The sequence below is a fragment of the Citrobacter sp. LST-B2 genome (genome assembly GCF_057983045.1).
On record NZ_CP192598.1, the window covers coordinates 2,604,468 to 2,630,979 of the forward strand.

26 protein-coding genes are annotated in these 26,512 nt (G+C 53.5%); 9 read left to right on the forward strand and 17 right to left on the reverse strand.

Annotated features, from left to right (window positions below; all coding sequences use genetic code 11):
- Positions 1 to 5: 5 nt before the first annotated feature.
- Genes pcaF through ACQ0PY_RS12480 form a run of 3 tightly spaced genes read right to left on the reverse strand, consistent with a single transcriptional unit; the run spans position 6 to position 2,574 of the window.
- Positions 6 to 1,208 (reverse strand): 3-oxoadipyl-CoA thiolase, encoded by a 1,203-nt coding sequence (gene pcaF, locus ACQ0PY_RS12470; protein WP_109740271.1) that lies wholly within the window; start codon positions 1,206 to 1,208, stop codon positions 6 to 8.
- Between the two features lie 9 nt (positions 1,209 to 1,217).
- Complete coding sequence (locus ACQ0PY_RS12475) at positions 1,218 to 1,874, reverse strand: 3-oxoacid CoA-transferase subunit B (protein ID WP_043000583.1); 657 nt, start codon at positions 1,872 to 1,874, stop codon at positions 1,218 to 1,220.
- 10 nt (positions 1,875 to 1,884) lie between these two features.
- Positions 1,885 to 2,574, reverse strand: a complete 690-nt coding sequence (locus tag ACQ0PY_RS12480; protein ID WP_043000582.1) for a 3-oxoacid CoA-transferase subunit A — start codon at positions 2,572 to 2,574, stop codon at positions 1,885 to 1,887.
- 170 nt (positions 2,575 to 2,744) lie between these two features.
- On the opposite strand from ACQ0PY_RS12480, the gene ACQ0PY_RS12485 reads away from it, so the two are divergent.
- Positions 2,745 to 3,551, forward strand: a complete 807-nt coding sequence (locus ACQ0PY_RS12485; protein ID WP_043000581.1) for an IclR family transcriptional regulator domain-containing protein — start codon at positions 2,745 to 2,747, stop codon at positions 3,549 to 3,551.
- On the opposite strand, the gene smrA is transcribed toward ACQ0PY_RS12485, so the two are convergent.
- The gene (gene smrA / locus ACQ0PY_RS12490; protein WP_043000580.1) at positions 3,548 to 4,111 is read right to left on the reverse strand and encodes a DNA endonuclease SmrA; all 564 of its coding nucleotides are present in this window, start codon (positions 4,109 to 4,111) and stop codon (positions 3,548 to 3,550) included. The genes ACQ0PY_RS12485 and smrA overlap by 4 nt on opposite strands.
- A gap of 424 nt (positions 4,112 to 4,535) precedes the next feature.
- Between smrA and ogt the strand changes: the two genes are divergently transcribed.
- From ogt to uspE, 3 genes are all read left to right on the forward strand, one after another.
- On the forward strand, positions 4,536 to 5,051 hold the full coding sequence (ogt, locus tag ACQ0PY_RS12495; protein WP_043000579.1) for a methylated-DNA--[protein]-cysteine S-methyltransferase: 516 nt from the start codon (positions 4,536 to 4,538) through the stop codon (positions 5,049 to 5,051).
- 194 nt (positions 5,052 to 5,245) lie between these two features.
- On the forward strand, positions 5,246 to 5,998 hold the full coding sequence (fnr, locus tag ACQ0PY_RS12500; protein ID WP_003020397.1) for a fumarate/nitrate reduction transcriptional regulator Fnr: 753 nt from the start codon (positions 5,246 to 5,248) through the stop codon (positions 5,996 to 5,998).
- Between the two features lie 150 nt (positions 5,999 to 6,148).
- The gene (uspE, locus tag ACQ0PY_RS12505; RefSeq protein WP_043000578.1) at positions 6,149 to 7,099 is read left to right on the forward strand and encodes a universal stress protein UspE; all 951 of its coding nucleotides are present in this window, start codon (positions 6,149 to 6,151) and stop codon (positions 7,097 to 7,099) included.
- A 46-nt stretch (positions 7,100 to 7,145) separates the two neighbouring features.
- Here the strand turns inward: uspE and ACQ0PY_RS12510 are convergent, their stop codons facing one another.
- Complete coding sequence (locus ACQ0PY_RS12510; RefSeq protein WP_043001925.1) at positions 7,146 to 7,406, reverse strand: DUF2534 family protein; 261 nt, start codon at positions 7,404 to 7,406, stop codon at positions 7,146 to 7,148.
- A 243-nt stretch (positions 7,407 to 7,649) separates the two neighbouring features.
- On the opposite strand from ACQ0PY_RS12510, the gene ACQ0PY_RS12515 reads away from it, so the two are divergent.
- Positions 7,650 to 8,669: a mechanosensitive ion channel family protein gene (locus ACQ0PY_RS12515; RefSeq protein WP_044257829.1), complete on the forward strand. Its 1,020-nt coding sequence runs from the start codon at positions 7,650 to 7,652 to the stop codon at positions 8,667 to 8,669.
- A gap of 84 nt (positions 8,670 to 8,753) precedes the next feature.
- On the opposite strand, the gene ACQ0PY_RS12520 is transcribed toward ACQ0PY_RS12515, so the two are convergent.
- A complete protein-coding gene (locus ACQ0PY_RS12520) occupies positions 8,754 to 9,137 on the reverse strand; it encodes a VOC family protein (protein WP_044257766.1) in 384 nt (127 codons plus the stop codon).
- Between the two features lie 98 nt (positions 9,138 to 9,235).
- On the opposite strand from ACQ0PY_RS12520, the gene ACQ0PY_RS12525 reads away from it, so the two are divergent.
- Positions 9,236 to 10,006: a DeoR/GlpR family DNA-binding transcription regulator gene (locus ACQ0PY_RS12525; RefSeq protein ID WP_109740272.1), complete on the forward strand. Its 771-nt coding sequence runs from the start codon at positions 9,236 to 9,238 to the stop codon at positions 10,004 to 10,006.
- Between the two features lie 35 nt (positions 10,007 to 10,041).
- Here the strand turns inward: ACQ0PY_RS12525 and ACQ0PY_RS12530 are convergent, their stop codons facing one another.
- The gene (locus ACQ0PY_RS12530) at positions 10,042 to 11,655 is read right to left on the reverse strand and encodes a peptide ABC transporter substrate-binding protein (protein WP_044257762.1); all 1,614 of its coding nucleotides are present in this window, start codon (positions 11,653 to 11,655) and stop codon (positions 10,042 to 10,044) included.
- Positions 11,656 to 11,838: 183 nt separating this feature from the next.
- On the opposite strand from ACQ0PY_RS12530, the gene mpaA reads away from it, so the two are divergent.
- Positions 11,839 to 12,567 (forward strand): murein tripeptide amidase MpaA, encoded by a 729-nt coding sequence (gene mpaA, locus ACQ0PY_RS12535; RefSeq protein ID WP_043000573.1) that lies wholly within the window; start codon positions 11,839 to 11,841, stop codon positions 12,565 to 12,567.
- On the opposite strand, the gene ycjG is transcribed toward mpaA, so the two are convergent.
- On the reverse strand, positions 12,542 to 13,507 hold the full coding sequence (ycjG, locus tag ACQ0PY_RS12540) for an L-Ala-D/L-Glu epimerase (RefSeq protein WP_044267153.1): 966 nt from the start codon (positions 13,505 to 13,507) through the stop codon (positions 12,542 to 12,544). The two genes, mpaA and ycjG, sit on opposite strands and share 26 nt — an antisense overlap.
- A 121-nt stretch (positions 13,508 to 13,628) precedes the next feature.
- On the opposite strand from ycjG, the gene tpx reads away from it, so the two are divergent.
- On the forward strand, positions 13,629 to 14,135 hold the full coding sequence (gene tpx, locus ACQ0PY_RS12545; protein WP_043000571.1) for a thiol peroxidase: 507 nt from the start codon (positions 13,629 to 13,631) through the stop codon (positions 14,133 to 14,135).
- 43 nt (positions 14,136 to 14,178) lie between these two features.
- Here the strand turns inward: tpx and tyrR are convergent, their stop codons facing one another.
- The 4 genes from tyrR to ACQ0PY_RS12565 all read right to left on the reverse strand — a co-directional run bounded on the left by tyrR (position 14,179) and on the right by ACQ0PY_RS12565 (position 19,175).
- Positions 14,179 to 15,720 carry a transcriptional regulator TyrR gene (gene tyrR / locus ACQ0PY_RS12550; protein WP_043000570.1) on the reverse strand — a complete coding sequence of 514 codons (1,542 nt, stop codon included), beginning with the start codon at positions 15,718 to 15,720 and terminating at the stop codon, positions 14,179 to 14,181.
- 149 nt (positions 15,721 to 15,869) lie between these two features.
- A complete protein-coding gene (locus tag ACQ0PY_RS12555) occupies positions 15,870 to 16,931 on the reverse strand; it encodes a YcjF family protein (RefSeq protein WP_109740273.1) in 1,062 nt (353 codons plus the stop codon).
- Positions 16,928 to 18,325, reverse strand: a complete 1,398-nt coding sequence (locus ACQ0PY_RS12560) for a YcjX family GTP-binding protein (RefSeq protein ID WP_109740630.1) — start codon at positions 18,323 to 18,325, stop codon at positions 16,928 to 16,930. The genes ACQ0PY_RS12555 and ACQ0PY_RS12560 overlap by 4 nt, the downstream gene beginning before the upstream one ends.
- A 154-nt stretch (positions 18,326 to 18,479) precedes the next feature.
- Complete coding sequence (locus tag ACQ0PY_RS12565; protein ID WP_157959983.1) at positions 18,480 to 19,175, reverse strand: alpha/beta fold hydrolase; 696 nt, start codon at positions 19,173 to 19,175, stop codon at positions 18,480 to 18,482.
- A gap of 220 nt (positions 19,176 to 19,395) precedes the next feature.
- On the opposite strand from ACQ0PY_RS12565, the gene ACQ0PY_RS12570 reads away from it, so the two are divergent.
- Positions 19,396 to 20,406 carry a LacI family DNA-binding transcriptional regulator gene (locus ACQ0PY_RS12570; RefSeq protein WP_043000568.1) on the forward strand — a complete coding sequence of 337 codons (1,011 nt, stop codon included), beginning with the start codon at positions 19,396 to 19,398 and terminating at the stop codon, positions 20,404 to 20,406.
- A gap of 40 nt (positions 20,407 to 20,446) precedes the next feature.
- Here ACQ0PY_RS12570 and ACQ0PY_RS12575 read toward each other — a convergent pair whose 3' ends face one another.
- The 5 genes from ACQ0PY_RS12575 to ycjS form a co-directional block, all read right to left on the reverse strand.
- Positions 20,447 to 21,352: an OmpG family monomeric porin gene (locus ACQ0PY_RS12575; RefSeq protein WP_044267157.1), complete on the reverse strand. Its 906-nt coding sequence runs from the start codon at positions 21,350 to 21,352 to the stop codon at positions 20,447 to 20,449.
- Between the two features lie 76 nt (positions 21,353 to 21,428).
- Positions 21,429 to 22,508, reverse strand: a complete 1,080-nt coding sequence (locus tag ACQ0PY_RS12580) for an ABC transporter ATP-binding protein (RefSeq protein WP_109740274.1) — start codon at positions 22,506 to 22,508, stop codon at positions 21,429 to 21,431.
- A gap of 10 nt (positions 22,509 to 22,518) precedes the next feature.
- Positions 22,519 to 23,181 carry a beta-phosphoglucomutase gene (gene pgmB, locus ACQ0PY_RS12585; RefSeq protein ID WP_109740275.1) on the reverse strand — a complete coding sequence of 221 codons (663 nt, stop codon included), beginning with the start codon at positions 23,179 to 23,181 and terminating at the stop codon, positions 22,519 to 22,521.
- Positions 23,178 to 25,454, reverse strand: a complete 2,277-nt coding sequence (locus ACQ0PY_RS12590; RefSeq protein WP_109740276.1) for a glycoside hydrolase family 65 protein — start codon at positions 25,452 to 25,454, stop codon at positions 23,178 to 23,180. Before ACQ0PY_RS12590 ends, pgmB begins: the two co-directional genes overlap by 4 nt.
- On the reverse strand, positions 25,451 to 26,506 hold the full coding sequence (ycjS, locus tag ACQ0PY_RS12595; RefSeq protein WP_044257753.1) for a D-glucoside 3-dehydrogenase: 1,056 nt from the start codon (positions 26,504 to 26,506) through the stop codon (positions 25,451 to 25,453). The genes ACQ0PY_RS12590 and ycjS overlap by 4 nt, the downstream gene beginning before the upstream one ends.
- Between the last annotated feature and the right edge of the window lie 6 nt (positions 26,507 to 26,512).

Here is a 26,512-nt window from a genome sequence, read left to right on the forward strand (position 1 = left end):
GCTCCTTACACACGTTCAATAATCAATGCGATCCCCTGGCCGACGCCAATGCACATGGTACAGAGTGCATAGCGTCCGCCGGTACGCTGCAACTGGTAAGCGGCGGTCATCGCCAGACGCCCACCTGATGCCCCCAACGGGTGACCGAGGGCAATCGCACCGCCGTTAGGATTCACCTGCGCGGCATCATCGGGTAACCCCAAATCACGCATCACCGCCAGTGCCTGCGCGGCAAACGCCTCGTTAAGCTCGATAACATCCATCTGGCCAAGCGTTAAGCCCGTCTGCGCCAGTACTTTACGGACCGCTGGCGCCGGGCCAAACCCCATAATTCGCGGGGCGACGCCGGCAGTTGCCACGCCGACAATCCGCGCCAGCGGATGTAGACTTTGCTGCGCCATCGCCTGCTCGCTGGCGATGAGGAGCGCACAGGCACCGTCGTTAACGCCAGACGCATTGCCCGCCGACACGGTACCGTCAGGACGGACGACCCCTTTCAGCCTGGCGAGCGCCTCCAGCGATGTCGCACGCGGATGTTCATCTTTGCCAAAAAGCAGCGGCTCGCCTCTTTTTTGTGACACTGTCACTGAAATTAACTCTTGTGCGAACAGCCCCTGTTCCTGAGCGGCAGCGGTTCTCAACTGGCTGCGCAGCGCAAACGCATCCTGATCGGCGCGCGTTATGCCAAACTCCTGCGCCACGTTTTCTGCCGTTTCCGGCATAGAATCCACGCCATAGCGGGCTTTCATTTGCGCGTTGATAAAGCGCCAGCCAATCGTAGTGTCTTCGATTTTCATGTTGCGGCTGAACGCATTTTCCGCTTTGCCCATCACAAACGGCGCACGTGACATGCTCTCCACACCACCGGCGATCATCAGCTGTGTTTCGCCGCTTTTAATCGCTCTCGCGCCAATACCAATAGCATCGAGGCTGGAACCACACAGACGGTTTACCGTACTGCCCGGAACGCTTTCCGGCAACCCGGCCAGCAGCAGCGCCATCCGCGCCACGTTGCGGTTATCTTCTCCCGCCTGATTCGCACAGCCGTAAATCACGTCATCGATCGCCGCAGGATCAAGGTCTGGGTTGCGTTCAAGCAGTGCTTTCAGTGGAATAGCGGCCAGATCGTCGGCCCTGATGTTCGCCAGCGTTCCGCCGAATCGACCAAACGGTGTGCGTACTGCATCGCAGATAAATGCCTGATTCATCATAGTTCCTTATGCGCTTTGCGCCAGCGGTTCACAGCTCAGAGTCACCGGCGTCAGACGTTGCAGTTCCTCAAAAGACAGACCATTGAAAATTTCCCGGACAACCGGTCCCGAATCGGTAATGTCGATCACCGCCAGGTCGGTATAAATGCGGCTGACGCAGCCCATGCCGGTTAAGGGATAGGTACAGTGTTCAACCAGTTTGCACTCGCCGTCGCGGGTCAGATGGTCCATCATCACAAATACCTGACGCGCGCCGATCGCCAGATCCATCGCGCCGCCCACAGCGGGAATGGCGTCCGGCGCGCCGGTGCTCCAGTTGGCGAGATCCCCGGAGGCTGAGACCTGATACGCCCCCAGCACGCAGATATCCAGGTGCCCGCCGCGCATCATGGCGAAGGAGTCACCATGGTGGAAATAGCAACCGCCCTGCAACAGCGTGACGTACTCTTTCCCGGCATTAATCAGCTCCGGATCTTCTTCCCCTTCCGCCGGTTTTGGCCCCATCCCGAGCAGACCATTTTCACTGTGCAGGAAAATCTCTTTTTCCGCAGGCAGGTAGTTCGCGATACGGGTTGGTAAACCAATCCCCAGATTGACGTATGCCCCTTCCGGGATATCCTGCGCTACGCGTCTGGCCATTTCGTCACGGGATAATTTCTTCATCGTTTACTCCTTAGGCGCGCAGCGCGGCGTGGGTGAGGTTTTCCAGAGAAAATACGCGCTGGACAAAAATCCCCGGCGTGATGACGTGCTCGGGATCAAGCTCGCCGAGAGGGACAATCTGATTCACCTCCACCACCGTGGTTTGCGCGGCGGTCGCCATGATCGGACCAAAGTTTCGTGCCGCTTTGCGGTACACCAGATTCCCCCAGCGATCGGCCTGATCCGCCTTTATCAGGGCAAAATCGGCGTTAATCGGGTATTCGAGCACATAGTTTTTCCCTTCGATGTGGCGGGTTTCTTTGCCTTCAGCCAGCGGCGTACCGTAGCCTGTTGGCGTATAGATAGCCCCCAGGCCAGCACCGGCAGCCTGAATGCGCGCCGCCAGATTCCCCTGGGGTACCAGCTCCAGTTCAACCTCGCCACGGCGATACAGGTCATCGAAAATCTGTGAATCCACCTGACGCGGAAAAGAGCAGATCATTTTGCGTACGCGTCTGGCCTTCAACAGTGCCGCCAGACCGACTTCACCGTTACCCGCATTGTTATTGATGATGGTAAGGTCGCGAGCCCCCTGCGCGATGAGCGCATCAATCAATGTGGTGGGTTGTCCGGCCGTACCAAAACCACCAATCATGATGGTCGCACCGTCCGGGATCCCGGCGATGGCCTCCTCCAGCGAAGGCACACTTTTATCAATCATCAGCTCGCTCCTTGTGGTGCGGATTTCGCACATTTTTGCGTTGTTCGCACAAAATGTGACCCACTTAACGAAGTCAGGCAAGGGCGATAATCGAAATATGGTGCGATAATCGAACATCGTTTATGTTTGTACGAAGAATGTGATCCGTGGCGAACAACGAGAGGAAAACAGTGGAAAAACATCCTGATGACCGACTGAACAACGAGACCGATCCGTTTAAGGGCGATCCAAACTATATGGCATCACTGGCACGCGGGCTGGAGGTGATTCAGGCGTTCACGCCGCAGCGACGGGTTATGTCGATATCGCAGATTAGCCAGAAAACCGGGATCCCGCGCGCGGCAGTCAGACGCTGTCTGTATACGCTAGGAAAACTGGGTTTCGTTTATGCCGAAGATGGGAAAAATTTCGAACTGCGTCCGCGGATCCTGGCACTGGGACATGCCTATCTGGCCTCCACTCCGCTGGCTCGCGCCACACAACCGGTTCTGAAACATCTGAGCGAAATGCTCAATGAATCCTGTTCCATCGCCACCCTCGACGGTGACGATATTTTGTATATCGCCCGCGCCTCCAGCTCACGCATTATGACCATCGATCTGGACATCGGCAGTCGGCTGCCCGCGTGGTCCACCTCAATGGGACGCGTTTTGCTTAGCCATCTTTCTGAGGACAAGCTGAACGACATGCTCGGGCGCATCACCATGATCCGCTACACCTCGCAGACTGTGGATTCCGTCCCCGCCCTGCGCGCCGAACTGAAGAGAGTCCGGCAGCAGGGCTATGCGCTCAACGATCAGGAACTGGAAATGGGGCTGCGGTCCATTGCTGTGCCGCTGATGAACAGCCAGGGTCAGGTCCAGGCGGCGCTGAATGTGGGTGTACATGCCGGACAGGTGACGGCGGACGAGCTGCGCAGCCGCGTACTGCCCGAGCTGCAAAAAGCCGCGCAGGAGTTGTCGCTTTTACTGCATTAACGGCTGCGCTTGGCGTGACGTTCCCAGTTTTCCTGCTTCGCCTGTGCGGATTTACGCAACGCCACATAGCACGCTCCGCTGCCGCCGTGATGTGGCAGCGCCGTGCAGTAGGCCTGAACCTCGTCGAATTCGGTCAACCAGCGTGCCAGATAGCTGCGCACGATGTTGGCATGTGAGTTATCGTCTCGCCCTTTACCGTGAATGATCAGCACATTGCGCAGTCCATCGCGTAACGACTGGAGCAGAAAGCTGTACAGCTGTTGACGACAGGCTTCCACTGGCTGACGCAACAGATTGAGGCTCGCCTGCTGGCTGTATTTCCCCGTACGCAGCTTATCGAGTACGCCCTGTTGCAGCCCCTCACGGCGAAACTCTAAAGGTTGCGCCAGCGGGACGATCTCCAGAAAACCGGTGGTGAGAAAATTATCAAGCTGGAGTGTATCAATACGTTGCGGGGTCCGCACATTGCGCACGGGCTGCCAGTGTACGTCGGCGCAACGTTTCAGCGGCTGAACATCCTCCATGGCGTCAAGAAATAACGATTTGTCGTCAAGATTCATGCTGTGTCCTCCCGCTTTTTAAAGGCAGCTACTATCATAGCCGTCCCCCTGGAGGGCGACAACGGTTTACAGATGCTTCCAGTAAACATCCACGTGTCACATACCTTTGCTTTACTAATTAACGCTGGTTTTACTCAGAGTAAAACAGTGCAGCAGTGCCGTTTAATCTGGTTGATTTACCTTAGATTTTCGTGAAATCAATCACTCCAGTTTGCTGGCATAGTTAAACGGTTCTTGCTATAAGACATTACCCGCCACCAGGAAAAATAACGGGCATAGATGAAGGATAAACTGCTGTGTGTACTGTAGAGTCTGGCGGATGTCGACAGGCTCTATTTTTTTATCCCAAATCAGGGGTATAGCACTGCTGGCAGTGACCATGATACGTTGATGCCCCACCGACTGCATGCCAACGAGGCAACCGATGCTGACACTACTGGAAGAGAAAATGATGACCCCGCTGGGCCCACTTTGGGTCATTTGCGACGAGCAGTTCAGACTTCGCGCTATCGAGTGGGAACAGTACAGTGAGCGCATGGTGCAACTGCTGGATATTCATTACCGCGCACAAGGTTATACCCGTATTAGTGCGACCAATCCGGGCGGTCTGTGCGACAAACTTGCCGACTATTTTGCCGGTAACCTCAGCGCGATCGATACGCTGCCAACCGCCACCGGCGGCACTCCTTTTCAGCGGGAAGTCTGGCAAACCTTACGCACTATTCCTTGTGGTCAGGTGATGCACTACGGTCAGTTGGCTGAGCAACTGGGACGCCCTGGTGCGGCGCGAGCGGTTGGCGCGGCGAACGGTTCAAATCCGATCAGCATCGTGGTGCCCTGCCACCGCGTGATCGGACGTAACGGCACCATGACCGGTTACGCCGGTGGCGTGCAGCGGAAAGAGTGGTTGTTGCGCCATGAAGGTTACCTGTTGCTGTAGTATCCAGGCAATTCGTGCCTTCTTGCTCACACTTTTACGTAAAGACGCCACAGGGAAAGTAAGGTTTTTCAAAGGGATAGAAATATTTTATTCACACATGTCGGAATTATCCGCTATTGGGGTGACCTCAGACTTACGTGCTCACCAAAAAGATGTTAAAATTGACAAATATCAATTACGGCTTGAGCAGACCTATGATCCCGGAAAAGCGAATTATACGGCGCATTCAGTCTGGCGGTTGTGCTATCCATTGCCAGGATTGCAGTATCAGCCAGCTTTGCATCCCGTTCACACTTAACGAGCATGAGCTTGATCAGCTTGATAATATTATCGAGCGTAAAAAGCCGATCCAGAAAGGCCAGACGCTGTTTAAAGCGGGTGATGAGCTGAAATCGCTCTATGCCATTCGTTCCGGTACGATCAAGAGCTATACCATTACTGAACAAGGCGATGAGCAAATCACCGGCTTCCATCTCGCGGGCGACCTGGTCGGTTTCGACGCGATTGGTAGCGGCCATCATCCGAGTTTTGCGCAGGCACTGGAAACCTCAATGGTCTGTGAAATCCCGTTTGAGACTCTTGATGATCTGTCCGGCAAAATGCCTAATCTGCGTCAGCAGATGATGCGTCTGATGAGTGGTGAGATCAAAGGTGACCAGGATATGATCCTGTTGCTGTCGAAGAAAAACGCGGAAGAGCGTCTGGCGGCATTTATCTATAACCTGTCTCGTCGCTTTGCGCAGCGTGGCTTCTCTCCACGTGAATTCCGTCTGACCATGACCCGTGGCGATATCGGTAACTACCTGGGCCTGACTGTTGAAACAATCAGCCGTTTGTTGGGTCGTTTCCAGAAAAGCGGAATGCTGGCGGTGAAAGGGAAATACATCACTATCGAAAACAGTGATGCGCTGGCGGTTCTCGCCGGACACACCCGCAACGTTGCTTAATCTTTCCGCAACCCTTCTGAAACCCTTCTGTCGAATCGTTAAATTTTCCTGATTTATTGATCTGACAGAAGGTTCTTCCCTGTTTCAATTCACATTCTTGGGTTACTCTTTTAGTTACAAACTGCGATGACAGTTGTAAGGAGACCCTGTATGGCTATGTATCAAAACATGCTGGTGGTTATCGATCCGAATCAGGACGATCAACCTGCGTTACGGCGTGCGGTTTATTTGCATCAACGGATTGGTGGCAAAATTAAAGCCTTTTTGCCGATCTATGACTTTTCCTACGAGATGACCACCCTGCTGTCGCCTGATGAGCGTACGGCAATGCGTCAGGGCGTCATTAGTCAGCGGACGGCGTGGATACGCGAACAAGCAAAATACTACATTGAAGCAGGCGTTCCTGTTGAAATTAAAGTGGTCTGGCACAACCGTCCTTTTGAAGCCATTATTCAGGAAGTGATCAGCGGCGGACACGATCTGGTGCTGAAAATGGCGCACCAGCATGACCGACTGGAAGCAGTGATCTTCACTCCTACCGACTGGCATCTGCTGCGTAAATGCCCAAGTCCGGTGTGGATGGTGAAAGATCAACCCTGGCCGGAAGGCGGTAAAGCGCTGGTGGCGGTAAACCTGGCCAGTGAAGAACCCTACCATAATGCGCTGAATGAGAAGCTGGTAAAAGAGACGCTGCAACTCGCCGAACAGGTCAACCATACTGAGGTGCATCTGGTCGGGGCCTACCCTGTCACGCCGATCAACATCGCGATTGAACTGCCGGAATTTGATCCCAGCGTCTACAACGATGCGATTCGCGGTCAGCACCTGCTGGCAATGAAAGCGCTGCGGCAAAAATTCAGTATCGACGAGAAAGTCACACACGTTGAGAAAGGATTACCGGAAGAGGTAATCCCCGATTTAGCGGAACATCTGCAGGCGGGGATTGTGGTTCTGGGTACAGTGGGCCGCACGGGCATTTCCGCTGCCTTCCTGGGGAATACAGCAGAACAGGTCATCGATCATCTGCGTTGTGACCTGCTGGTCATCAAACCCGACCAGTACCAGACGCCCGTTGAGCTTGACGACGAGGAAGACGACTAACGCGTTGTGTAAAAAACGAAAGGCCCAATGATTTGGGCCTTTTCTTTTAATGCTTGTCCTCACCGCCGAGGAAATAAATTCCCAACGGGATGGCCAGCAGCACAGTGAACACCAGGCTATAGACGAAAATCATTGATGACTGAATGACATACATCGACGTCGTCCAGTCAGAAAGCGGAATATCATACTGTTCAATCACCCCACCGATCGTGGCGCGCGTGACAACCGATGCGGCAATAATAAACACACCCAGCAGGCAGAGCAGAAACTTTTTGCCCTTCGCCGTCTTCAGCTTTTCCATTATCATCATAGTGTCCTTCTGTCACCAAACTTTTGTTACCTTAGCGCAACAATACCATGACAATATGAAAAAGTCTGCATCAGTTCCCCTGACAAATCCGTCACATTGAAAGCGCCTTTGCGTAAAAACGCTAAAAGCGCTATTTATTCCCCCTTTTTATTGATGACTTGAATGTTTATCCTGAGTACCATTAATGAGTTGCAGTTTATTTTTTGTTATGTCAGTGGCAGCGGAAAGCCGGGGATAAATATGTTTGCAGAGCTGTTCGTTAAAAACGTCTTCAATCTGACGGTTATTTTGAGTAGCGTCTTTAGCTTAATTCTGATGAATGTTTTCTTTCGTCATGCACATAAACGCAAGAAAGGGTTTGTCTTCCATACGGCTCAGTTTCTTATTTATGCGCTGATTATCGGTACATTAGGGCGAATCGCTAACACCGTTATTAGCCATTATAATATCAGCGCGGTTTCATCCAGTATTATCGACTTTGTCTGTACGTCGTTGATCGCCCTGATTCTGACTATTAAATTGTTTCTGGTGATTAATCAGTTTGAAAAATCGCAAATTAAAAAAGGGCGAGACGTCACCAGCGCGCGAATTTTATCGCGGATTATCAAAATCACCCTCATTGTCGTCATTATTTTGCTTTATGGTGAACACTTCGGCATGAGCCTGTCGGGGTTACTCACCTTTGGCGGCATCGGCGGCATCGCCGTGGGCATGGCAGGGAAAGATATCCTCAGTAACTTCTTTTCCGGCATTATGCTTTATTTCGATCGCCCCTTCAGTATCGGCGACTGGGTACGTTCCCCGGATCGCAATATCGAAGGCACCGTGGCGGAAATTGGCTGGCGGATGACTAAAATCACCACCTTTGATCACCGTCCGTTATACGTTCCAAACTCTGTGTTTTCCTCGATTAGCGTAGAGAATCCCGGTCGGATGAGTAACCGTCGAATCAACACGGTTGTCGGGTTACGTTACGAAGATGCCAGCAAAGTGGGCACGATCGTCAATGCTATTCGACAAATGCTACAAACCCATGCCGATATCGATCAGCAACAAACGCTGCTGGTCTATTTTAACGGCTTTGGTGACTCTTCATTAAATATTATGGTGTATTGTTTTACCCGAACAACGGTCTGGGAAGAGTGGTTAGCGGTTCAACAACAGGTTTATCTTAACATTATTGATATCGTGCAGAGCCATGGCGCTGATTTCGCATTCCCGAGCCAGACACTCTATCTCAATAATAGCAGTCAGGGTTAATGTAAGACGCTCCTGCACGACTCGTGATAGCCTCAGGACATATTTACCTGAGGCTCCTTACTCAGACAATGCGTTATTTTCTGTTCATTCAACAATTTCGATGAAATTCCCGTCCGGGTCTTTGATGACCGCTTCATAATAACCGTCCCCGGTCGTGCGCGGTGGTGAAACCAGGATCCCCTGCGCCCGTGCTTTTTTTGCCAGCGCATCCACTTTTTTAGCACTGCCAACCGCGATTGCCAGATGCACCCACCCGGTCGTCTGGTTATCCGGGCGCAGGGCTCGCAGGGCGGGTTTCGTCATCAGTTCAATCGCAATATCATCACCGATGCGCACAAAATAAGACTCAAATCCGGGGTTGTTCTTGCTGATGTATTTCTCATTAAGCGTCCCGCCAAAAAAACCGGTCCAGAAGCGCGCCTGCGCTTCCAGTTCTGTGGTCCATAACGCCATATGTGCGATTTTCATGTTTCACCTCGTTTCAACCCGTCAGAATGTTGACAGCACTGACCGTTTTGCCCGATCATGCTCTATATTGCTCGATGATATGGTTTTCAGGATTTATTATGCTCGATTATGCAGCTTTCCCGGAACAACGACAAGCCCTGATTCAGCAGATCCTGCAGGAGTATGGGCGCGTGGTATGCAGTGACCTCGCCTCCCGGCTGAACGTCTCGGAGCACACGATTCGCCGCGATCTCCATGAACTCAGCAAGGAAGGCATCTGCAAGAAGGTGTATGGCGGCGCGGTAATGATGCTGCCGGAAGCGGGTGACTATTCCATTCGCAAAACGAAGAAGCCCGACCAAAAGAGCAGCATCGCGCAAAAATGTGCGCGACTGGTCAAATCCGGTAGCTGTATTTTTATCGACACCGGTACGACCAACCTGGCGATGGCGGAGGCGCTTCCGGCAGAACTGTCTCTGACCGTGGTGACCAACTCGCCGGAAATCGCTGCCGTACTGTTAAAAAAGCCCCTGTATGACGTCATCATGCTCGGCGGTCAGCTGCAGCGCTCTTCTGGTGGTTGCGTCGGCGCTTCGGCGATTGCGCAGGTTCAGGGGATGTTATTCGACCAGGGGTTTATCGGCGGCTGTGCGATGGCGCCGGAATCCGGTCTGACCGGGTTTGATTACGCCGATTGTGAATTCAAACGCGCAGTGATCCGACAGTGTAATGAGACCATTGTCGCGCTGACGGCGGACAAGATCCCGGCGGTGGCTCGCTATGTCGTCGCCCAGAGCAGTGAGATCGATGTCATGGTAGTTGAAGCGAATATCAGCAAGGCGTATTGCGAGGCGTTTCGCGAACATGATATCCGCATTTATACGGTGTGAACGGCAGGCGCGTTTCCGCGCCCGCTGACGGAGGGTTAGTGCTTGATGATATACATGGTCCGGCTGTAGGCCACATCTTCCGGGTTCATGATCGGGTACCCTTTCAGCCACGGTTTGATTAAGCGCCCGTTGGTGTACTGATAAATTGGCGCAATGGGTGCCTGCTCCATGAGGATTTTTTCCGCCGCATTGTAGTCCGCATTACGCGCTTTATCCGTGTTTTCCATCGTCGCCTGAGTGATGATTTTGTCATACGCCGGGTTGTTAAAACGGGAAATATTGCCTGAGTGCGTCGACGTCAGTAGCGACAGGAAGGTCGAAGGCTCGTTGTAATCCCCCACCCAGGAAGCACGAATCACATCGAAATTCCCGGTATTACGGCTGTCGATGTAAGTTTTCCACTCCTGGTTTTGCAGCTTCACATCCACACCTAAGTTTTTCTTCCACATCGAAGCCACCGCGATGGCGATTTTCTGGTGGTTCTCAGAGGTGTTGTATAACAGCGTCAGGTTAAGCGGTTTCTGCGGACCGTATCCCGCCGCACGCAACAGCGTTTTCGCCTGGGCATTCAGCTCTTCCTGACTCATCTGTTCGAACGGAGACGGTTCAGGCGTAAAACCGGCAGTGACGTCCGGAGTAAAGTGCCAGGCCGGTTTTTCCCCGGTACCCAACACTTTCTCAGCCATAATGCGACGGTCAATGGTCATGCTCAGCGCCAGACGCACGCGGGAATCCGCCGTTGGCCCTTTTTGCGTGTTAAAGGCGTAGTAATAGGTTCCCAACTGCGGTGGCGTATAAACCTGCCCTGGAATGTCCTTTAACAGCTTCTGGTACATATTTTTCGGGAATGATTCGGTGATATCAATATCACCCGCCAGGTAACGTTTAGTGGCCGATGACTCTTGATTAATCGGCAGGAAAGTCACTTTTTGCAGCACCGTTTTTCCGTTATCCCAGTACTGCGTATTCGGCACCACCACCAGCTTTTCATTCACCACGCGATCCTGCAACACGTAGGCGCCATTCCCCACCAGGTTGCCCGGTTTGGTCCAGTCTTTACCGCTTGCCACGTTGGCTTTTTGCACCGGATAGAACGCAAAACTGGCGGTGAGGTTGGCGAACCACGGCAGCGGCTTATCCAGTTGCACTCTCAGGGTGCGGGCATCAATGGCGGTCACACCGAGCTTATCGGGCGTCACTTTGCCATCAATGATCGCCTGGGCGTTATTGACCCCTGCCAGCGCGGCAAACCATGCAAAGGGCGACAGCGTTTTCGGATCCACCAGGCGTTGCCAGCTATAGACAAAATCCTGGGCGGTCACCGGCGTACCATCAGACCAACGCGCATTATCCCGCAGCGTAAACGTCCAGATGCGATTGTCGTTGCTTTTCCATTGTGTGGCGACGCCAGGTACGATTTCACCCTTCTCGTTCTGGTTCACCAGTCCTTCAAACAGATCGCGAATAACCTGAATTTCCGGCAGGCCAACCGCTTTTGCCGGATCAAGCGTCGCCGGTTCATCTTTTATATGGCGAACCAGCTCCTGCTTCTCTGCCAGTACCGTTCCGCTGGGAACATCCGCAGCATATGACAGAGAAATGCTGCTAACCAACAGCGCACAACAGGTTACTGAAACAGCGTGCTTCATAGAGTCCCCTCAATCCGGCTTATTCACGATGGCGTAATTATTTGTTTCGCCTGAAGGAAATGCAAACATCTTCCTGCAGAAAATTGATATTACGACTAAAAATCCGTCCATGCGAAAACGATTTGATTATCGACCCAATTTGCACAACACTGCGAGTAATAATCCCTGAATTCAGAGACGCTTATGACCGTTACCCGCCCTCGCGCCGAACGCGGCGCCTTCCCGCCAGGAACTGAACATTATGGTCGTTCACTGTTGGGTGCACCGCTGATCTGGTTTCCGGCAGCCGTCGCCAGTCGTGACAGTGGCTTGATTATCGCGGGAACGCATGGTGACGAAAATGCATCGGTGGTCACGCTCTCCTGCGCACTGCGCACGCTGACGCCTTCACTGCGCCGCCACCATGTGATCCTCGCAGTGAACCCGGACGGCTGTCAGCTCGGTTTGCGTGCGAACGCTAACGGCGTCGACCTTAATCGCAATTTTCCGTCAGCAAACTGGAAAGCCGGCGAGACGGTTTATCGCTGGAACAGCGCTGCGGAAACGCGTGACGTGGTGCTGTTGACAGGGGATCATCCGGGTTCGGAACCGGAAACTCAGGCGTTATGTCAGCTCATTCACCGCATTCACCCCGCGTGGGTGGTCTCTTTCCATGACCCACTGGCTTGTATTGAAGATCCCAAAAGCAGCGAGCTCGGTGAATGGCTGGCGCAAGCGTTCGAACTACCGCTGGTGACAAGCGTTGGTTACGAAACGCCCGGCTCTTTCGGCAGTTGGTGTGCGGATCTGAATTTACACTGCATCACAGCGGAATTCCCACCGATCTCATCAGATGAGGCCAGCGAGAAATATCTCCAGGCGATGTCCACGCTTCTGCGCTGGCATCCTAAAGATGCAGTTGTCCGGTCGTAAAGTGCAATGCGGGCTCCACATCGACCGCAAGCCAGGTAGGACCATCAAGATCGGCAAAGCTGACCTGCGGCGTCAGCGGTAATGCGGCAGAAATGGCCCGTGACGTGCAAAGCATGCAGCCCAGCATCAGGGCAAATCCTTGTTCGCGGGCATCGGTAGCCAGCGCCAGCGCCTCTGTCAATCCGCCGGTTTTGTCCAGCTTGATATTGACCATTTCATAACGCCCATGCAGCGCTTTCAGGCTGCTACGAGTATGACAGCTCTCATCGGCGCAGATCGGCAGCGGATGGATAAAATTTTCCAGCGCAGCATCATCCTGCGCCGGAAGCGGTTGTTCCAGCATCGCGACACCCAAATCGGCTAACAGCTGGCAGCGCGCCGCCAGCCCTTCCGCCCGCCAGGACTCATTGGCATCGACAATTAAGGTCGCTTCCGGTACTGCCGACCGAATCGCCACCATACGTTCGCTGATCAGGCGATCGTCCAGCTTCACCTTCAGCAGCCTGGCTCCGGCTTCCCATAGCGCCGCTGCGCTGGCCGCCATTTGTTCCGGGCTACCAATCACGACGGTCTGTGCGGTGGCAATTGTCGTCGGCAGCGCCACGTTAAGGGTTTCCGTCAGCGTTTGTTGCTGCTGGCGTGCCTGGAGATCCCACAGCGCACAGTCAACCGCGTTGCGTGCCGCACCTGCCGGGAGCATTTTTTGCAGCGCTTCCCGGGTCAACCCCTTTTCCAGTTGCGGGACAATGCTCATGATCTGTGCCATTACGGAGGCATCGCTTTCCCCGTAACGCGGATAGGGCGTGCACTCACCAATCCCTTTCACACCCTCTTCTTCCAGTTCAACCACCACGACACGCGCCTCACTGCGGCTGCCACGGGCAATCACAAAAGGGGTATGTAACGGCCAGGCTTCCTCGTATACCTTCACAGAACGCATTTTTTCTCCTTAAGCAATGACGTGGTGGTTTGTGCGCTTCACCGAAATAGCGTTTGCCGTGTTATCGGCTGTTGGCATAAACTAGCTGTGACGTTAACTATATGTAAACAGGAAGATAACCATGTCACAAACCGTTCATTTCCAGGGCAACCCGGTTGCAGTCGCCAACTCCATTCCTCAAGCGGGTAGCAAAGCGCAGCCTTTTACCCTCGTGGCAAAAGATCTGTCTGACGTCGCACTGAGCCAGTTTGCTGGCAAACGCAAAGTCCTGAACATTTTCCCGAGCATCGATACCGGCGTTTGCGCGGCATCGGTACGTAAGTTTAACCAACTGGCCACTGAAATCGACAATACCGTGGTGCTGTGTGTTTCTGCCGATCTGCCGTTTGCCCAGTCCCGCTTCTGCGGCGCTGAAGGTCTGAGCAACGTTATCACGCTGTCCACGCTGCGTAACGCTGAATTCCTGAAAAACTACGGCGTTGAAATCACCGAAGGCCCGCTGAAAGGTCTGGCCGCGCGTGCGGTCGTCGTTCTGGATGAAAATGACAACGTCATCTTCAGCCAACTGGTGAATGAAATTACCAACGAACCTGACTATGCCGCTGCGCTGGAAGTCCTGAAAGCGTAAGGTCCCCGTCATACAAAAATGCCTCCATTTCGGAGGCATTTTTTTACTCTTCGCCCTTCTTCTGATTCAGGCCATATTCACGCAGCTTATTCGCAATCGCGGTATGGGATACCCCCAGGCGTTTCGCCAGCTTGCGGGTACTGGGATAACTGCGATAAAGCTGGGTTAACACTGAGCGCTCAAAACGGCTGGTGATATCATCCAGCGACCCCTCCATCGCATCTTCACCTACCGCAACCGTCGTCGCATCGTAGTCAGGCAGCAAAATATCCTGCGGTCGCAGTTCGTAACCTTCAAGCTGCGTCAGCGCCCGGTAGATGGCGTTTTTCAGTTGACGCACATTGCCGGGCCAGCCGTAACGGGTCAATACCGTACTGAGATCGGCAGCCAGTTTAGGACGCGGCACGCCCTGCTCATCGGCGAAACGCGCCACAAACAGTTCAGTCAGCGGCATGATGTCCTGTGGACAATCGCGCAGCGGCGGCAGATTCAGCGTCAGCACGTTAAGGCGATAATAGAGATCTTCGCGAAACAGCCCTTTCTGCACCAGTTCAACGAGATTCTTTTGCGTCGCACAGATCACGCGCACATCGACATGTACCTCATGATCTTCCCCCACCCGACGAAACGTACCGTCATTGAGGAACCGCAGTAGCTTGGTCTGCATGCGCGGCGACATTTCACCAATCTCATCAAGCAGCACCGAACCGCCGTTTGCCTGCTCGAAGAAGCCTTTTTTGCCTTCTGGCGCATGACCAAACAGTTCGCTTTCCACCGCATCTTCAGGGATCGACGCGCAGTTGAGCGCCAGATACGGTTTGCCCGCGCGCGGGCTGGCCTGGTGACAGGCATACGCAAACAGATCTTTACCGGTGCCGGTATCGCCGGTAATCAACAGCGGCGCACTCAGCATCGCCAGTTTGCGCGCCTGTTCGACAACATGCTTCATTTTTCCGCTGACGGCGATGATTTGGCTAAAAGCGCTGACATCCTGGGTTGCCAGATTCTGCAACTGACGTCCCATCCGGAGTGTTGAACGCAACATGACCACCGCACCGGTGAGCATGGTTTCGTCAGTTTCCCCTTGCAGATAAACCGGCGTGATTTCCATCAGGAAATTCTGCCCGTTGATCACCACATGTTCGTTATGGGACGTCTGCGGATTGCCTTCCAGCCAGCGCTGGAAGTTAAAACCGTTGATCAGTTGTGCAGCGGTATGGTTGCGCATCCGCTCCGGGTTAAGCGCAAACAGCTGGCAGCTTGCCGGGTTCGCTATCTCAATCTTGCTTTTCAGATCCAGCGACAGAACAGGTTCAGGCAGTGCCTCAAGCAGCGCGCTAAGCGCGAGGTGCTCCCGCTCTGATGGCATCCATGGCACAGTGCGTACATCGGTGACGCCTGCAATGCGGCGAATTTCCGCCATTAAACTGCTGAAGTTAGTGAACTCCAGTTCAGCAAAGTTAAGGTAGATTCGCCCGATGGGGTCAATCTCGATACCGCGCAAATCGATGCTGCGTAGCACCAGTAAATCAAGTAATTCGCGAGTCAGACCAAGTCGGTCTTCACAAAAGACTTCCAGACGCATGGGGGAACCTTCAACTGAATAATGAGCTATAGATATGATGATAAGCCAGGAATGGGGAACCAGGAAGGATTCTGTCAACAAATATTGACAGCATGACGGAAAAACAGGCGGTTCGGCGTAAAGTTACGCGGTCAACGCCTGTGATTAGATTACTTTTCTCGCGGGGAGCCGTTTTTCTGCAACGTCTCTTTGAGCTGCCCGATCAATTGACGCCGGAAATCACCCAGGCGCGGTTTGTCATCGTCCAGCCACGGCAACGGGCGGCAAAGCTCCATCGCTTTGATCCCCAGTCGTGCGGTTAACAACCCCGCGCCGATCCCCTGCGCGGCTCGGGTCGACAGGCGCGCCGCGAGATCCTGCGACATCCAGTCCATCCCCACTTCCCGTACCAGTTCGCTGGCTCCGGCAAAAGCGATGTTGAGCAACACCAGTCGGAACAGACGCAAACGGCTGTAATAGCCCAGCTCTATCCCGTACAGCGTGGCGATGCGGTTAATCAGTCGCAAATTGCGCCAGGCAATAAATGCCATATCCACCAGCGCCAGCGGACTGACTGCGATCATCAGCGTCGACTCCGCCGCCGAACGGCTGATTTCTCGCCGCGCCTGAGCATCCAGCACCGGCTGAACCAGATGGGCGTAAAGGCTGACCACTTCGCGATCGTTCTGCGTTTCGTGGATCGAGGCATACCAGCGCTGCAACGCCGGATGCGACTGGTCGATTCCGGCCTGCTGGGCCAGTTTCTCGCAGAAGGCCCGTCCTTTGCCGGCACCGTGGCTGTGCAGCAGGTCATGCGCTTCATCGCGCTCGTGAGCACGCTGACGCAAACGCCACAGACGTCGCCATTCGGTTGCCACCGATCCGACTCCCGCCCCAATAATCAGCGCCCCGGCCGCGCAACCGCCGAGCGCCACCCAGTCCTGGGTTTGCCAGGCGTTCATTGTCCACTGAACACCTTGTCCCACCACGCTTACGCCGAACAGCGCCAGGCCGCCCATCACCATCTTGCGCCACAGACTGCGCTTAGGGCGTAGCGCCGCGTCAATCACCGCTTCGGCTTGTCCCTCTTCTTCCAGCGGTTCATCAACGGTGGCCGGGGCAAAGGACTGAGCTTGCGTCTCGCTAAACGTTTGTTGCGCTTTAAAAGCCGGGCTCTGCTCGACGTCAAGCGGACCAGCGAAATCAATCCGCGGTTTTATCGGTTCGCTCATCGCAATTTATCTCCTATTAAAAACTCCAGCGCGGCATCCAGGCGAATGTGCGGCAGCGGCTTATCGACGTCCATTTTTTGCGGTCGAAATGCTTCAAACTGAAATCCCTGGCGGTCCCAGAACGCTTGTCCCGGCAGACGTGCCGGCACTTCACCGGGGTAGACCGTCAGCGGAGAGCCATCGCTTAAGCGATTCCCGCGTAGCGCCGGGATCTTCTCACCGTTCACGTCAATCAGCCCGCTGGTGGTAGCTTGAACGGAGGCCAACCCCAGACAATCCATGCTGATCCCTTCAAACGCGGCGTTCTGCCAGGCATCCTGAATCAACTGTTGCAGCAGCGACACCATATTGGCGTGCTGATCGATCGTCACATGATCCGCTTTGGTGGCAGCAAACAGCAGTTTGTCGATCACCGGTGAAAACAGCCGACGGAACAGCGTACGCTGACCGTAATGGAAACTTTGCATCAGTTGAGTTAAGGCAAGACGCATGTCGTTGAACGCCTGCGGCCCGCTGTTGAGCGGTTGCAGGCAATCCACCAGCACAATCTGGCGGTCGAAACGCAGAAAATGGTTCTTATAGAACCCCTTCACCACCTTTTCGCAGTAATAGTTAAAGCGTTCACGCAGCATCCCGGCGTTAGTCTGCTTGTCTGCCTGAGCCAGTTTTGATTCACCCCACGCGTCCACATCCGGCCAGGGGAAAAACTGCAACGCTGGCGCGCCGGCCATATCACCAGGCAGGACGAACCGCCCCGGCTGGATGAAATGCAGTCCCTGCTGTTTACATTGATGCAAATAGTCCGTCCACGCTGCTGCAATGTCGGCCAGGCGGTTCTCATCGGCGGGTGCCAGCGGATCCAGCCCTTGCGTCAGTTGTCGCCATTTCGCCGACCATTCCGCTCGCTGCCCGGTAAGCAGACCGGTCATTTGCCGTGACCAGCTCAGGTAATCCTGCGCCAGCATCGGTAGATCGAGCAGCCATTCGCCGGGATAATCGACAATTTCCAGGTACAGCGTCGACGTCTCTTTGAAGTGACGTAGCAGAGAGTCATTGGATTTATAGCGCAGCGCCAGGCGAATTTCGCTAACGCCACGGGTGGGCGTCGGCCACGTCGGCGGATCGCCATACATCTGGGCCAGCCCTTCATCGTAGGTAAAGCGAGGAATGCCAAAATCTCGCTGGGGGACACGTTTCACCCCGAGCAGGCGCTCCTCGCGTACTGCGCTAAGCAGCGGCAGCCGCGCACCGGCATGGATATTGAGCAACTGATTAACCATCGCCGTGATAAATGCGGTTTTTCCGCTCCGGCTCAGCCCCGTGACCGCGAGGCGCAAATGCCGGTCAACACCGCGATTAACCAGCGCATTGAGTTCAGTGGTGAGTCTCTTCATCGCCATCCCGTTATGCCTGAAGACCAGAAAAAAGTATAACGCATCCCTCTAATATAGGGGCAGGTCGTTGATTTTCAATCGGGTTGTGTCGAGTGGGATGTTCACCCGACTGACCCCGTTAAGGGAAAACAGGACAGGCTGAAATAAAAGTATGCTAATGAGCTAAGCAGCGTTCAAAAGCCGAGCGAACACTTTCATAGCATGCTCTTGAACGCATCAACTGCTCCCAGATCGAGTTATGACCCGCCCCATCGATCGTGAGTAGTGTCTTTTGGCAGGCCTGCGCTGCCGACGAGACCAGTTTTTTCGGTATATCGGCAGGGATGATGGTGTCATTTTCGGCAGCGATAACCAACAAATCACCGGTAAATTCAGCGGTGATGGCCCACGCATCCGTCGCGTCCCAACTGCGATCCTGGCGTATGATGGCCGAAAAATCGGGGCCAAATTTAACCGGATACGCGGGCGTGGCATAGACACCTGGCACCATCAGAATCAACGAGCGCAGCGGAACCATTTTACTGAGTTGAAGCGCATTGTACGCCCCCATGCTGACGCCCACACAACCGGTAAAAATCTGCCCCTGAAAATCCATCACCGCCGTTGCCTGTTGGGTGCGGCTCAACAACGAGGAATCGCGAATGTCGCCGCCGGTTTCTCCATGACCTAAAAAATCGAATATCGTCGTTCCAAAACCTGACTCATCCAACATAACGCGATACTTGTGGAAAATGGTTCTGTCTTTCCCGCCGCCGTGTAGCATCAGGACATGTCCATTGCGGCCAAACGTACTTTCAGCGTAAAGCGTTTTGCCCTGAAAAGGGACCAGGAAAGAGTGGCTTTGCATCATGAGCGTCGCATTATTAAAGGATGGGATATCAGGTTTTATCAAACCCGATAACTTCATGCAATGGTCTGCAATCAATCTGCCGCGCCAGGTTCGGGCTGCCACAGAAATGCTGATTCATGAAGTTCATTGCTACACGGCACAATCCACCGCGCTGTGTTGTCAACCGCAGACTAACTCCCTAAGATGTATGGTATTAACTCTCCGATGGAGTTGCAGGAGTATGACCCCCACTATTTATGATATCGCTCGCGTGGCGGGTGTGTCGAAGTCGACGGTCTCGCGCGTATTAAACAAGCAAACCAATATCTCACCGGAAGCGCTGGAAAAAGTGCAGCGCGCTATTGATGAACTGCAGTATCAGCCGAATAAACTGGCCCGCGCCCTGACCTCATCCGGGTTTGACGCCATCATGGTGATTTCAACACGCTCGACCAAAACAACTGCCGGTAACCCCTTCTTCTCTGAAGTTTTGCACGCCATTACCGCAAAAGCAGAGGAGGAAGGTTTCGACGTGATCCTACAAACGTCACGTAGTACTGAAGACGATCTGCAAAAGTGCGAGAGCAAGATTAAGCAGAAGATGATCAAAGGCATTATCATGCTTAGTTCGCCCGCAGATGAGACTTTTTTCGAGCGTCTGGATAAATATGATATTCCAGTGGTGGTCATCGGTAAGGTAGAAGGTCAATACACTCACGTTTACTCGGTCGATACCGATAATTATCGTGACAGTATTGCACTGACTGATGCCCTGATTGACAGCGGCCATCAGAATATTGCCTGTTTGCATGCGCCGCTGGAATACCATGTTTCTGTTGATCGCGTAAATGGCTATAAGCGCAGTCTGGCGACGCATCAACTGGCAGAGAATAAACGCTGGATTATTGATGGTGGCTATACGCACGAAAGTGCGCTGGAAGCGGCGAGAGCATTATTAAACCAGCACCCCTTACCGGATGCTGTTTTTGCCACCGACAGCATTAAGATCCTCAGTTTATATCGCGCAGCGTCGGAGAGAAAAATTGCCATTCCGCAGCAGCTGGCGGTCGTCGGTTACAGCAACGAAATGCTCTCTTTTATTCTCACCCCTCCGCCCGGCGGCATTGACGTCCCGACACGTGAACTCGGCGAGCAAAGCTGCGATCTGTTGTTTAAGCATATTGCCGGGAAAACTGACGCTCGCTCCATCACCGTCGAAACCCGTATCTCTCTGACCGCATCTCTGGCCTGAGCGAATGGCTGCCCGTAATTGACACGGGCAGCCAGGGCTATCAGAAGGCGTAGTTAACGCCTATGCCCGCATAATGGAACCGGTCACTGTCACCTTCATCGTGATCTTCCCACTCATAGGCGTATTCCAGCGTCATCGACAAACCATTCTGGAAATCATAGGCATACTGTAATCCGAGACGGTTGAAGTCATGACCTTCACGCTCCGGATCGTCTCGCCAGTCCCAGTTTGACCACCGATCCAGACCTATACGGGTATAGGGTGTCAGCGTGGTATTGCCCAGCGAAATCGGTAAATAGGCGCGAATTTCCTGAGTAGAAAACTCGCCATTATTACGATGTTCAGCAAGGTTGAAACCGCGCTCCAGATAGTAATTTACCGTCAGTCCCACCGTTTCATTAAAGGAATAATTCAGGCCCGTTTCGCTTTCGACACGACTGTCTGAATAGCCGGTGGTACTCAGATCGTTGACGAATTGATACATCGCCAGCCATCCGCTAAAGCGCAAATCATCCGTGAGCTTCACATTCCAGTCCGGCGCCACTTTCCAGCGCTGCATATTTGCGGTGTCTTTGCCCGCTTCATTCACATAGTGATAGCCGTAGTTACGAAAGCCACCCGTCAAACCAAAACTGAAATCATCACTTTCCAGGATCTGATAGTGAACTTCCAGTTCCGGGCGATCAAACCAGGTACCGCGTTTGCCAGCACTATAGTCAACCGGGCCTTCCTGATAATAGGCCAGGGATATTCTCCACGGACCGTTCGAGGCATTAAAATAGACAGACGGTTCAGCAAGTCCGTCCATATCTTCGCCGTAACCTTCAACGTTTTCAATTTCGTACATGGCACCAATATTAAAATGCCAGTCTTTATTATCGGCAGCCTGCGCGCAGGCCATCCCAGCGCATATCAGCAGCGCTGAAGAGGACAGTAAGGTTTTCATTTTTATTCCTTGTTAAAGTACAGATAAATAAAATATCGCGAAAGCCAGGGGGCCACGCCCCTGGAGATATTTATTGTTAAATAGCGAATTCCGTCTCTACGTCAAAGAAATGGCATTTCGCCATATCAAAATGGATGGTGATATTGTCTCCTGCATAATAGTCATTAACAGACCCGGCACGGACCACCAGCTCGTGCCCCCCAATCGTGCTGTACAACATAAATTCTGCGCCGGTCAGTTCCGCCACGCTTATTTTTGCTGTCACGCTATTCTCTTCTTGTATTCCAGGGTGAATATCCTCCGGGCGGATCCCCAGCACGACAGCTTTATGTTCATAACCCTTCGCTTTTAATATCCGTAATTTTTCTTCCGGAAGGGTTAATTTAAGGGTTTCCGTAACAAATTTATTTCCGTCAATCGCGCCACGGATAAAATTCATTGCCGGAGAACCGATAAAACCTGCAACAAACATATTTGCGGGATGGTTATAAACCATTTTGGGCGCTCCAACCTGCTGGACGATCCCATCTTTCATGATCACAATCCGCGTCGCCATGGTCATGGCTTCTGTCTGGTCGTGCGTGACGTAAATCATGGTGGTATTCAGCTTCTGGTGGAGTTTGCTGATCTCTGCGCGCATCTGGACACGGAGTTTGGCGTCGAGATTAGAGAGCGGCTCATCCATCAGAAACACGCCCGCTTCACGCACTATGGCCCGGCCCAGCGCAACACGCTGGCGTTGCCCGCCCGACAATGCGCCAGGTTTGCGCTTCAGGTACTCCCGTAAACCGAGGATCTGCGCTGCCCAGTTGACGCGTTCGTCAATAACGCCGGGATCAATCTTTTGCATCTTCAGACCGAACGCCATGTTGTCATAGACACTCATGTGCGGATACAGCGCGTAGTTCTGGAAGACCATTGCAATATTACGCGCCTTTGCGGGCACATCATTCATCCGCTTGCCGTCGATCAACAGTTCGCCCGCGCTGATCTCCTCAAGTCCCGCAATCATTCGTAGCGTGGTTGATTTTCCGCATCCCGACGGGCCGACAAAAACGATGAACTCTTTGTCTTCAATTTCCAGATTGAAGTCTTTAACCACATGCACCTGGTTGTCATAAATTTTTTGTATATGCTGCAACGAAAGCTGTGCCATGTTGATTCCTTTACTTGTCGAGTTGCCAGAAAGCCGATAAGCGCGGCCACGTCAAAAATTCCGTTGTCGGAAGTAGCAAATCTGCGCCGGTTAAGGTGGATCCAATACCCACCGAACGCATTCCGCTGGCGTTAATCGCCTCAATCCCCGCCTGCGCATCCTCTATTCCAATACATGCCCGTGGATTAACGTGCAGACCGTTGCACGCCGCGAGAAAAATCTCCGGATCCGGTTTAGAACAGCGGATCAGCGCGGCATTAGCGCAAAAATCGAATAACGATGTCATTTGCAACGCCTGTATGATCGCGGGCGCATTCAGTGACACTGACGCCAGTCCGGTTTTTATCTGTTCCGTACGCAGCGTAGTCAGCAGTTCCTTAATTCCCGGCAGTACCGCCTCCGGCGTCAGTGAGCGCAGCGAGTCAACATAAAGCGCATTTTTACGCGCGGCGATCTGCTCCCGTTCCGCCTGGGTGAATACCCCTTCTTTTCCACCGTGACGCAAAATACGCAGCAGCGACTCACCACGACTGATGCCTTTCAGGCGATCGTTGAACACCTCATCAATCACGATTCCCAATTCAGCAGCCACCTGTCGCCAGGCAAGAAAATGCAGATGTGCCGTATCGGTAATGACCCCATCAAGATCAAACACTATTGCCTGTGGTTTCATTCTTTTCCCCTTTCCGTGGTAGCGGTCCCAAAAACAGGCAAAATCATGTCAGGAAATGCGAGTTTATATTCACCATCTATAACGATTGGTTTTGCATTAAGCCACAGCGTAACCGGTCGTGAACTGCTTATCGTCACGTGACTTTTGCTGAGCGAAATCATCATCTCGCTTCCCTGCCAGTACAGAGGGAACGTCAGTTTTTTCCATCCCTCTGGCAGCGCCGGGTCGAGGTGCAGTGCACCGTTACGTACGCTCAGCCCCGCAAATCCCTGAATCGCCCCCAGCCAGATGGCCCCCGTTGCCGCCGCGTGGATGCCGTCGTCGCAACTGTGCGGATCGTCGCCAAGATCGATCTGCGCGCCTTCATGCCAGAACTGATAACCCTGTTCTGGGTTGCCACAGCGTGCCGCTACGATCCCGTGAATCGCTTTACTTAAAGAGGAGTCATGTATGGTGCGCGCTTCGTAGAAATGGAGATTGTTGAGGCAAACTTCCGCTGTGAACAACTCCGGGAGCATATAGGTCAGCATCACCACATCCGCTTGCTTCAGAATTTGCAGTTCATTGACTTCCGCCCGCGAGTAATCCAACAGGATCGTCTGCTTGCCCGCCGTTGTCTTGTACGCGCTCAGATCAATAGCCGGTTTGCTGAGAAACGTATCATCCTGCGGTAAAATGCCATCTGCCAGAACCTCTGGTCGCCATAAGAACTGGAGAAAATGCTCGGCACGATGAATAAACGCGTCGTCCGTGCAACCATAGCGACGGGCAAAATGCAGTGCCTGCTCGACGTTGTAATACGCCATATAGTTAGTGAAGGCGTTATTATTCACGTGTTCGGTGTATTCATCCGGGCCAATGACATCATGGATCTCAAGTCGTCCCTTCACTTCCGTTGTACGGCTCAGCCAGAACCGTGCCGTTTCCAGTAAAAGCGTTAGTCCTTCATGGGACATAAATTGCTCATCGCCTGTGACCTGCCAGTACGCCACAACGGCCCAGGCAATATCGGCCACCAGATGATGTTCCGCCTGCGCAGAAGCCACCTTCTGACGTAATCCGGTTCGAATGTTGATCGCCGCGAACTCCGGCGTCTCTTCATCACCGCTGCGCGCGCTTTCCCATGGAAACAGCGCCCCCTGCCAGCCGTTTATTCGCGCTTTTTCCCGCGCCCCGGCCAGATTATGCCAACGGTAGCGCAACAAATTCCGCGCGACGTCAGGGTAAGTGAGCAGATGAAAAGGAAGCAGAAAGACTTCGGTATCCCAGAAAACGTGTCCTTTATAACCTTCACCGGTCATCCCCTTCGCGCCGATGCTACAACGCTCATCATGGGCAGGTGTCATAATCCGTAAATGATACAGGGCGAAGTCCAGCGCACGCTGATCGTCTGCGTTTACGCTATTCACTTCTACTCGACAATGCTGCCACCAGCGCTGCCAGTTGGCGGCGGATTGCGCCAGTAACGCGTCATAACCCAGCCCCACGCAGGCATTCAGGTGCAGAATCCCCTTTTGCCCCCAGCTTTCCAGTGAGACATCGCACTCTGTGGTCCAGTCCACCCACGTGAGTTTTTCCAGCGTCAGGCATTCCCCTGCTTTCATCAACGAGCTGGTGTGCTGCATCAGCCGCCGTTCTTTTGCTGTAAAGCAGGACTGCGCATCACCGTTGACGCGGCAATGTGTGGAAACAGCGACATGACTTCGACCATCCTGAGTGGTGTAAATCCCTTGCAGGAGATGTTGTCCGAACACCCGCAACTGCGTTTCATCCAGATGCTGGCGACCATGGTTGGTGATTGTCGCGTCAATGCCGGTCGATAACGCAATTAAGGCATCGCTGTCGAGCGGGGTAATCGACAACGTCATCGCCAGGAGTGGCAATTGCTCTGCTGATACAAAGCGTCGACTCTCAATGGCAAAACGCGCCCCGTCAGGCGCACGCCAGATCAGCGAACGCGTTAACTCGCCGGTAGCGAAGTCGATCTGTCGCTGCCAGCTTTCGAGAGTTCCGCTGAGCAACGAGAAAAGCTCACCATTCAGGAAGATGTCGACGCCAATAACGTCCGGAAGGTTCACCCGTTCATTGATTTCCCCCTTCCCGGACCGGTGATACAACCCGGCCAGATACATCCCACGCGTTTGATGGGTATAAGCTTCTTCGTGGCTGGCGCGACACCCCAGGTAACCATTGCCTGTCGCCAGTAGTGAGGCATATTTATTCAGGCTGTGCGGACAAAAACCCGATTCGGATAACGTGACTGGCTTGCTCATAATTCAACACACATCCCTGTTTCTGCAGACTGATACAGCGCCGCCACCAGTTGCTGGATCAGCCATCCCTGTTCGGCGTCCGCGATAGTGACCGGCTCACCGCGAACATGATTCACGAAAGCTTCCATACTGCGAAAATGACGCTGATCGTCTGCACATTCGCGGGCAAATAGCGTCTCCAGTTCGCCGCCCTTATCGGTATAGACCTGCGCCGGGAACAGCGTTGCCCCCGCTTTGTCACCACAAAAATTCACATTCATGATGGATTGTTCGGGGATATTCAACGCAAAGGAGGTTTCAAGACGCAGAATGCTGCCGTTGTGGAACTCGACGGTGCCAAACAGAGAATCCTCTACGGTATAGGTCGTCGGATCCCACTCACCGAACTGGCCACAATTTTTCTGTGTGCCAATTTTCTGAAAACTGTGGGCCCAGACCCGTTTCACCATTGGGAACCCCAGCACATACATCGCGGCATCCAGCATGTGAATACCAAGATCGATCAGCGGCCCGCCGCCCTGCAGCGCTTTATTGGTAAAAACCCCCCATCCGGGAACGCCGCAGCGACGCAGCGCTCTGGCGTTGGTCACGTAGATTTCACCGAGAACGCCCGCCATGACCTGCTCACGCAGTAACTGCGTATCCAGCGCGAACCGATGATGGAAATCATAGGCCAGTACTTTACCCATACGACGCGCGGTATTACGCATCTCCAGCGCCTGATCCGGGGTCATCGCTGGCGGTTTCTCACACATCACGTGACAACCGGCCTCCAGTGCCAGCAAAGTATGCTGGTAATGAAAACGATTCGGTGAACAGATGCTGACGATATCGGGCTTTACCTTCTGAAGCATCGCCTGCGGATCGTCCCAGACCTGCGCATTGCCGTATTTATCTGCCAGCGTTTGCGCCTGAGAACGGCGGCTGTCACAGACAGCCACAAGTTCCAGATCCTCGCGGGTGCAGTAGTACGAAGCATGAACTTTATCCGCTACCTGTCCGGCGCCAATGATGGCAACGCGAAGCGGAGAACGAGTCATTGCACTTTTCACGGCAAC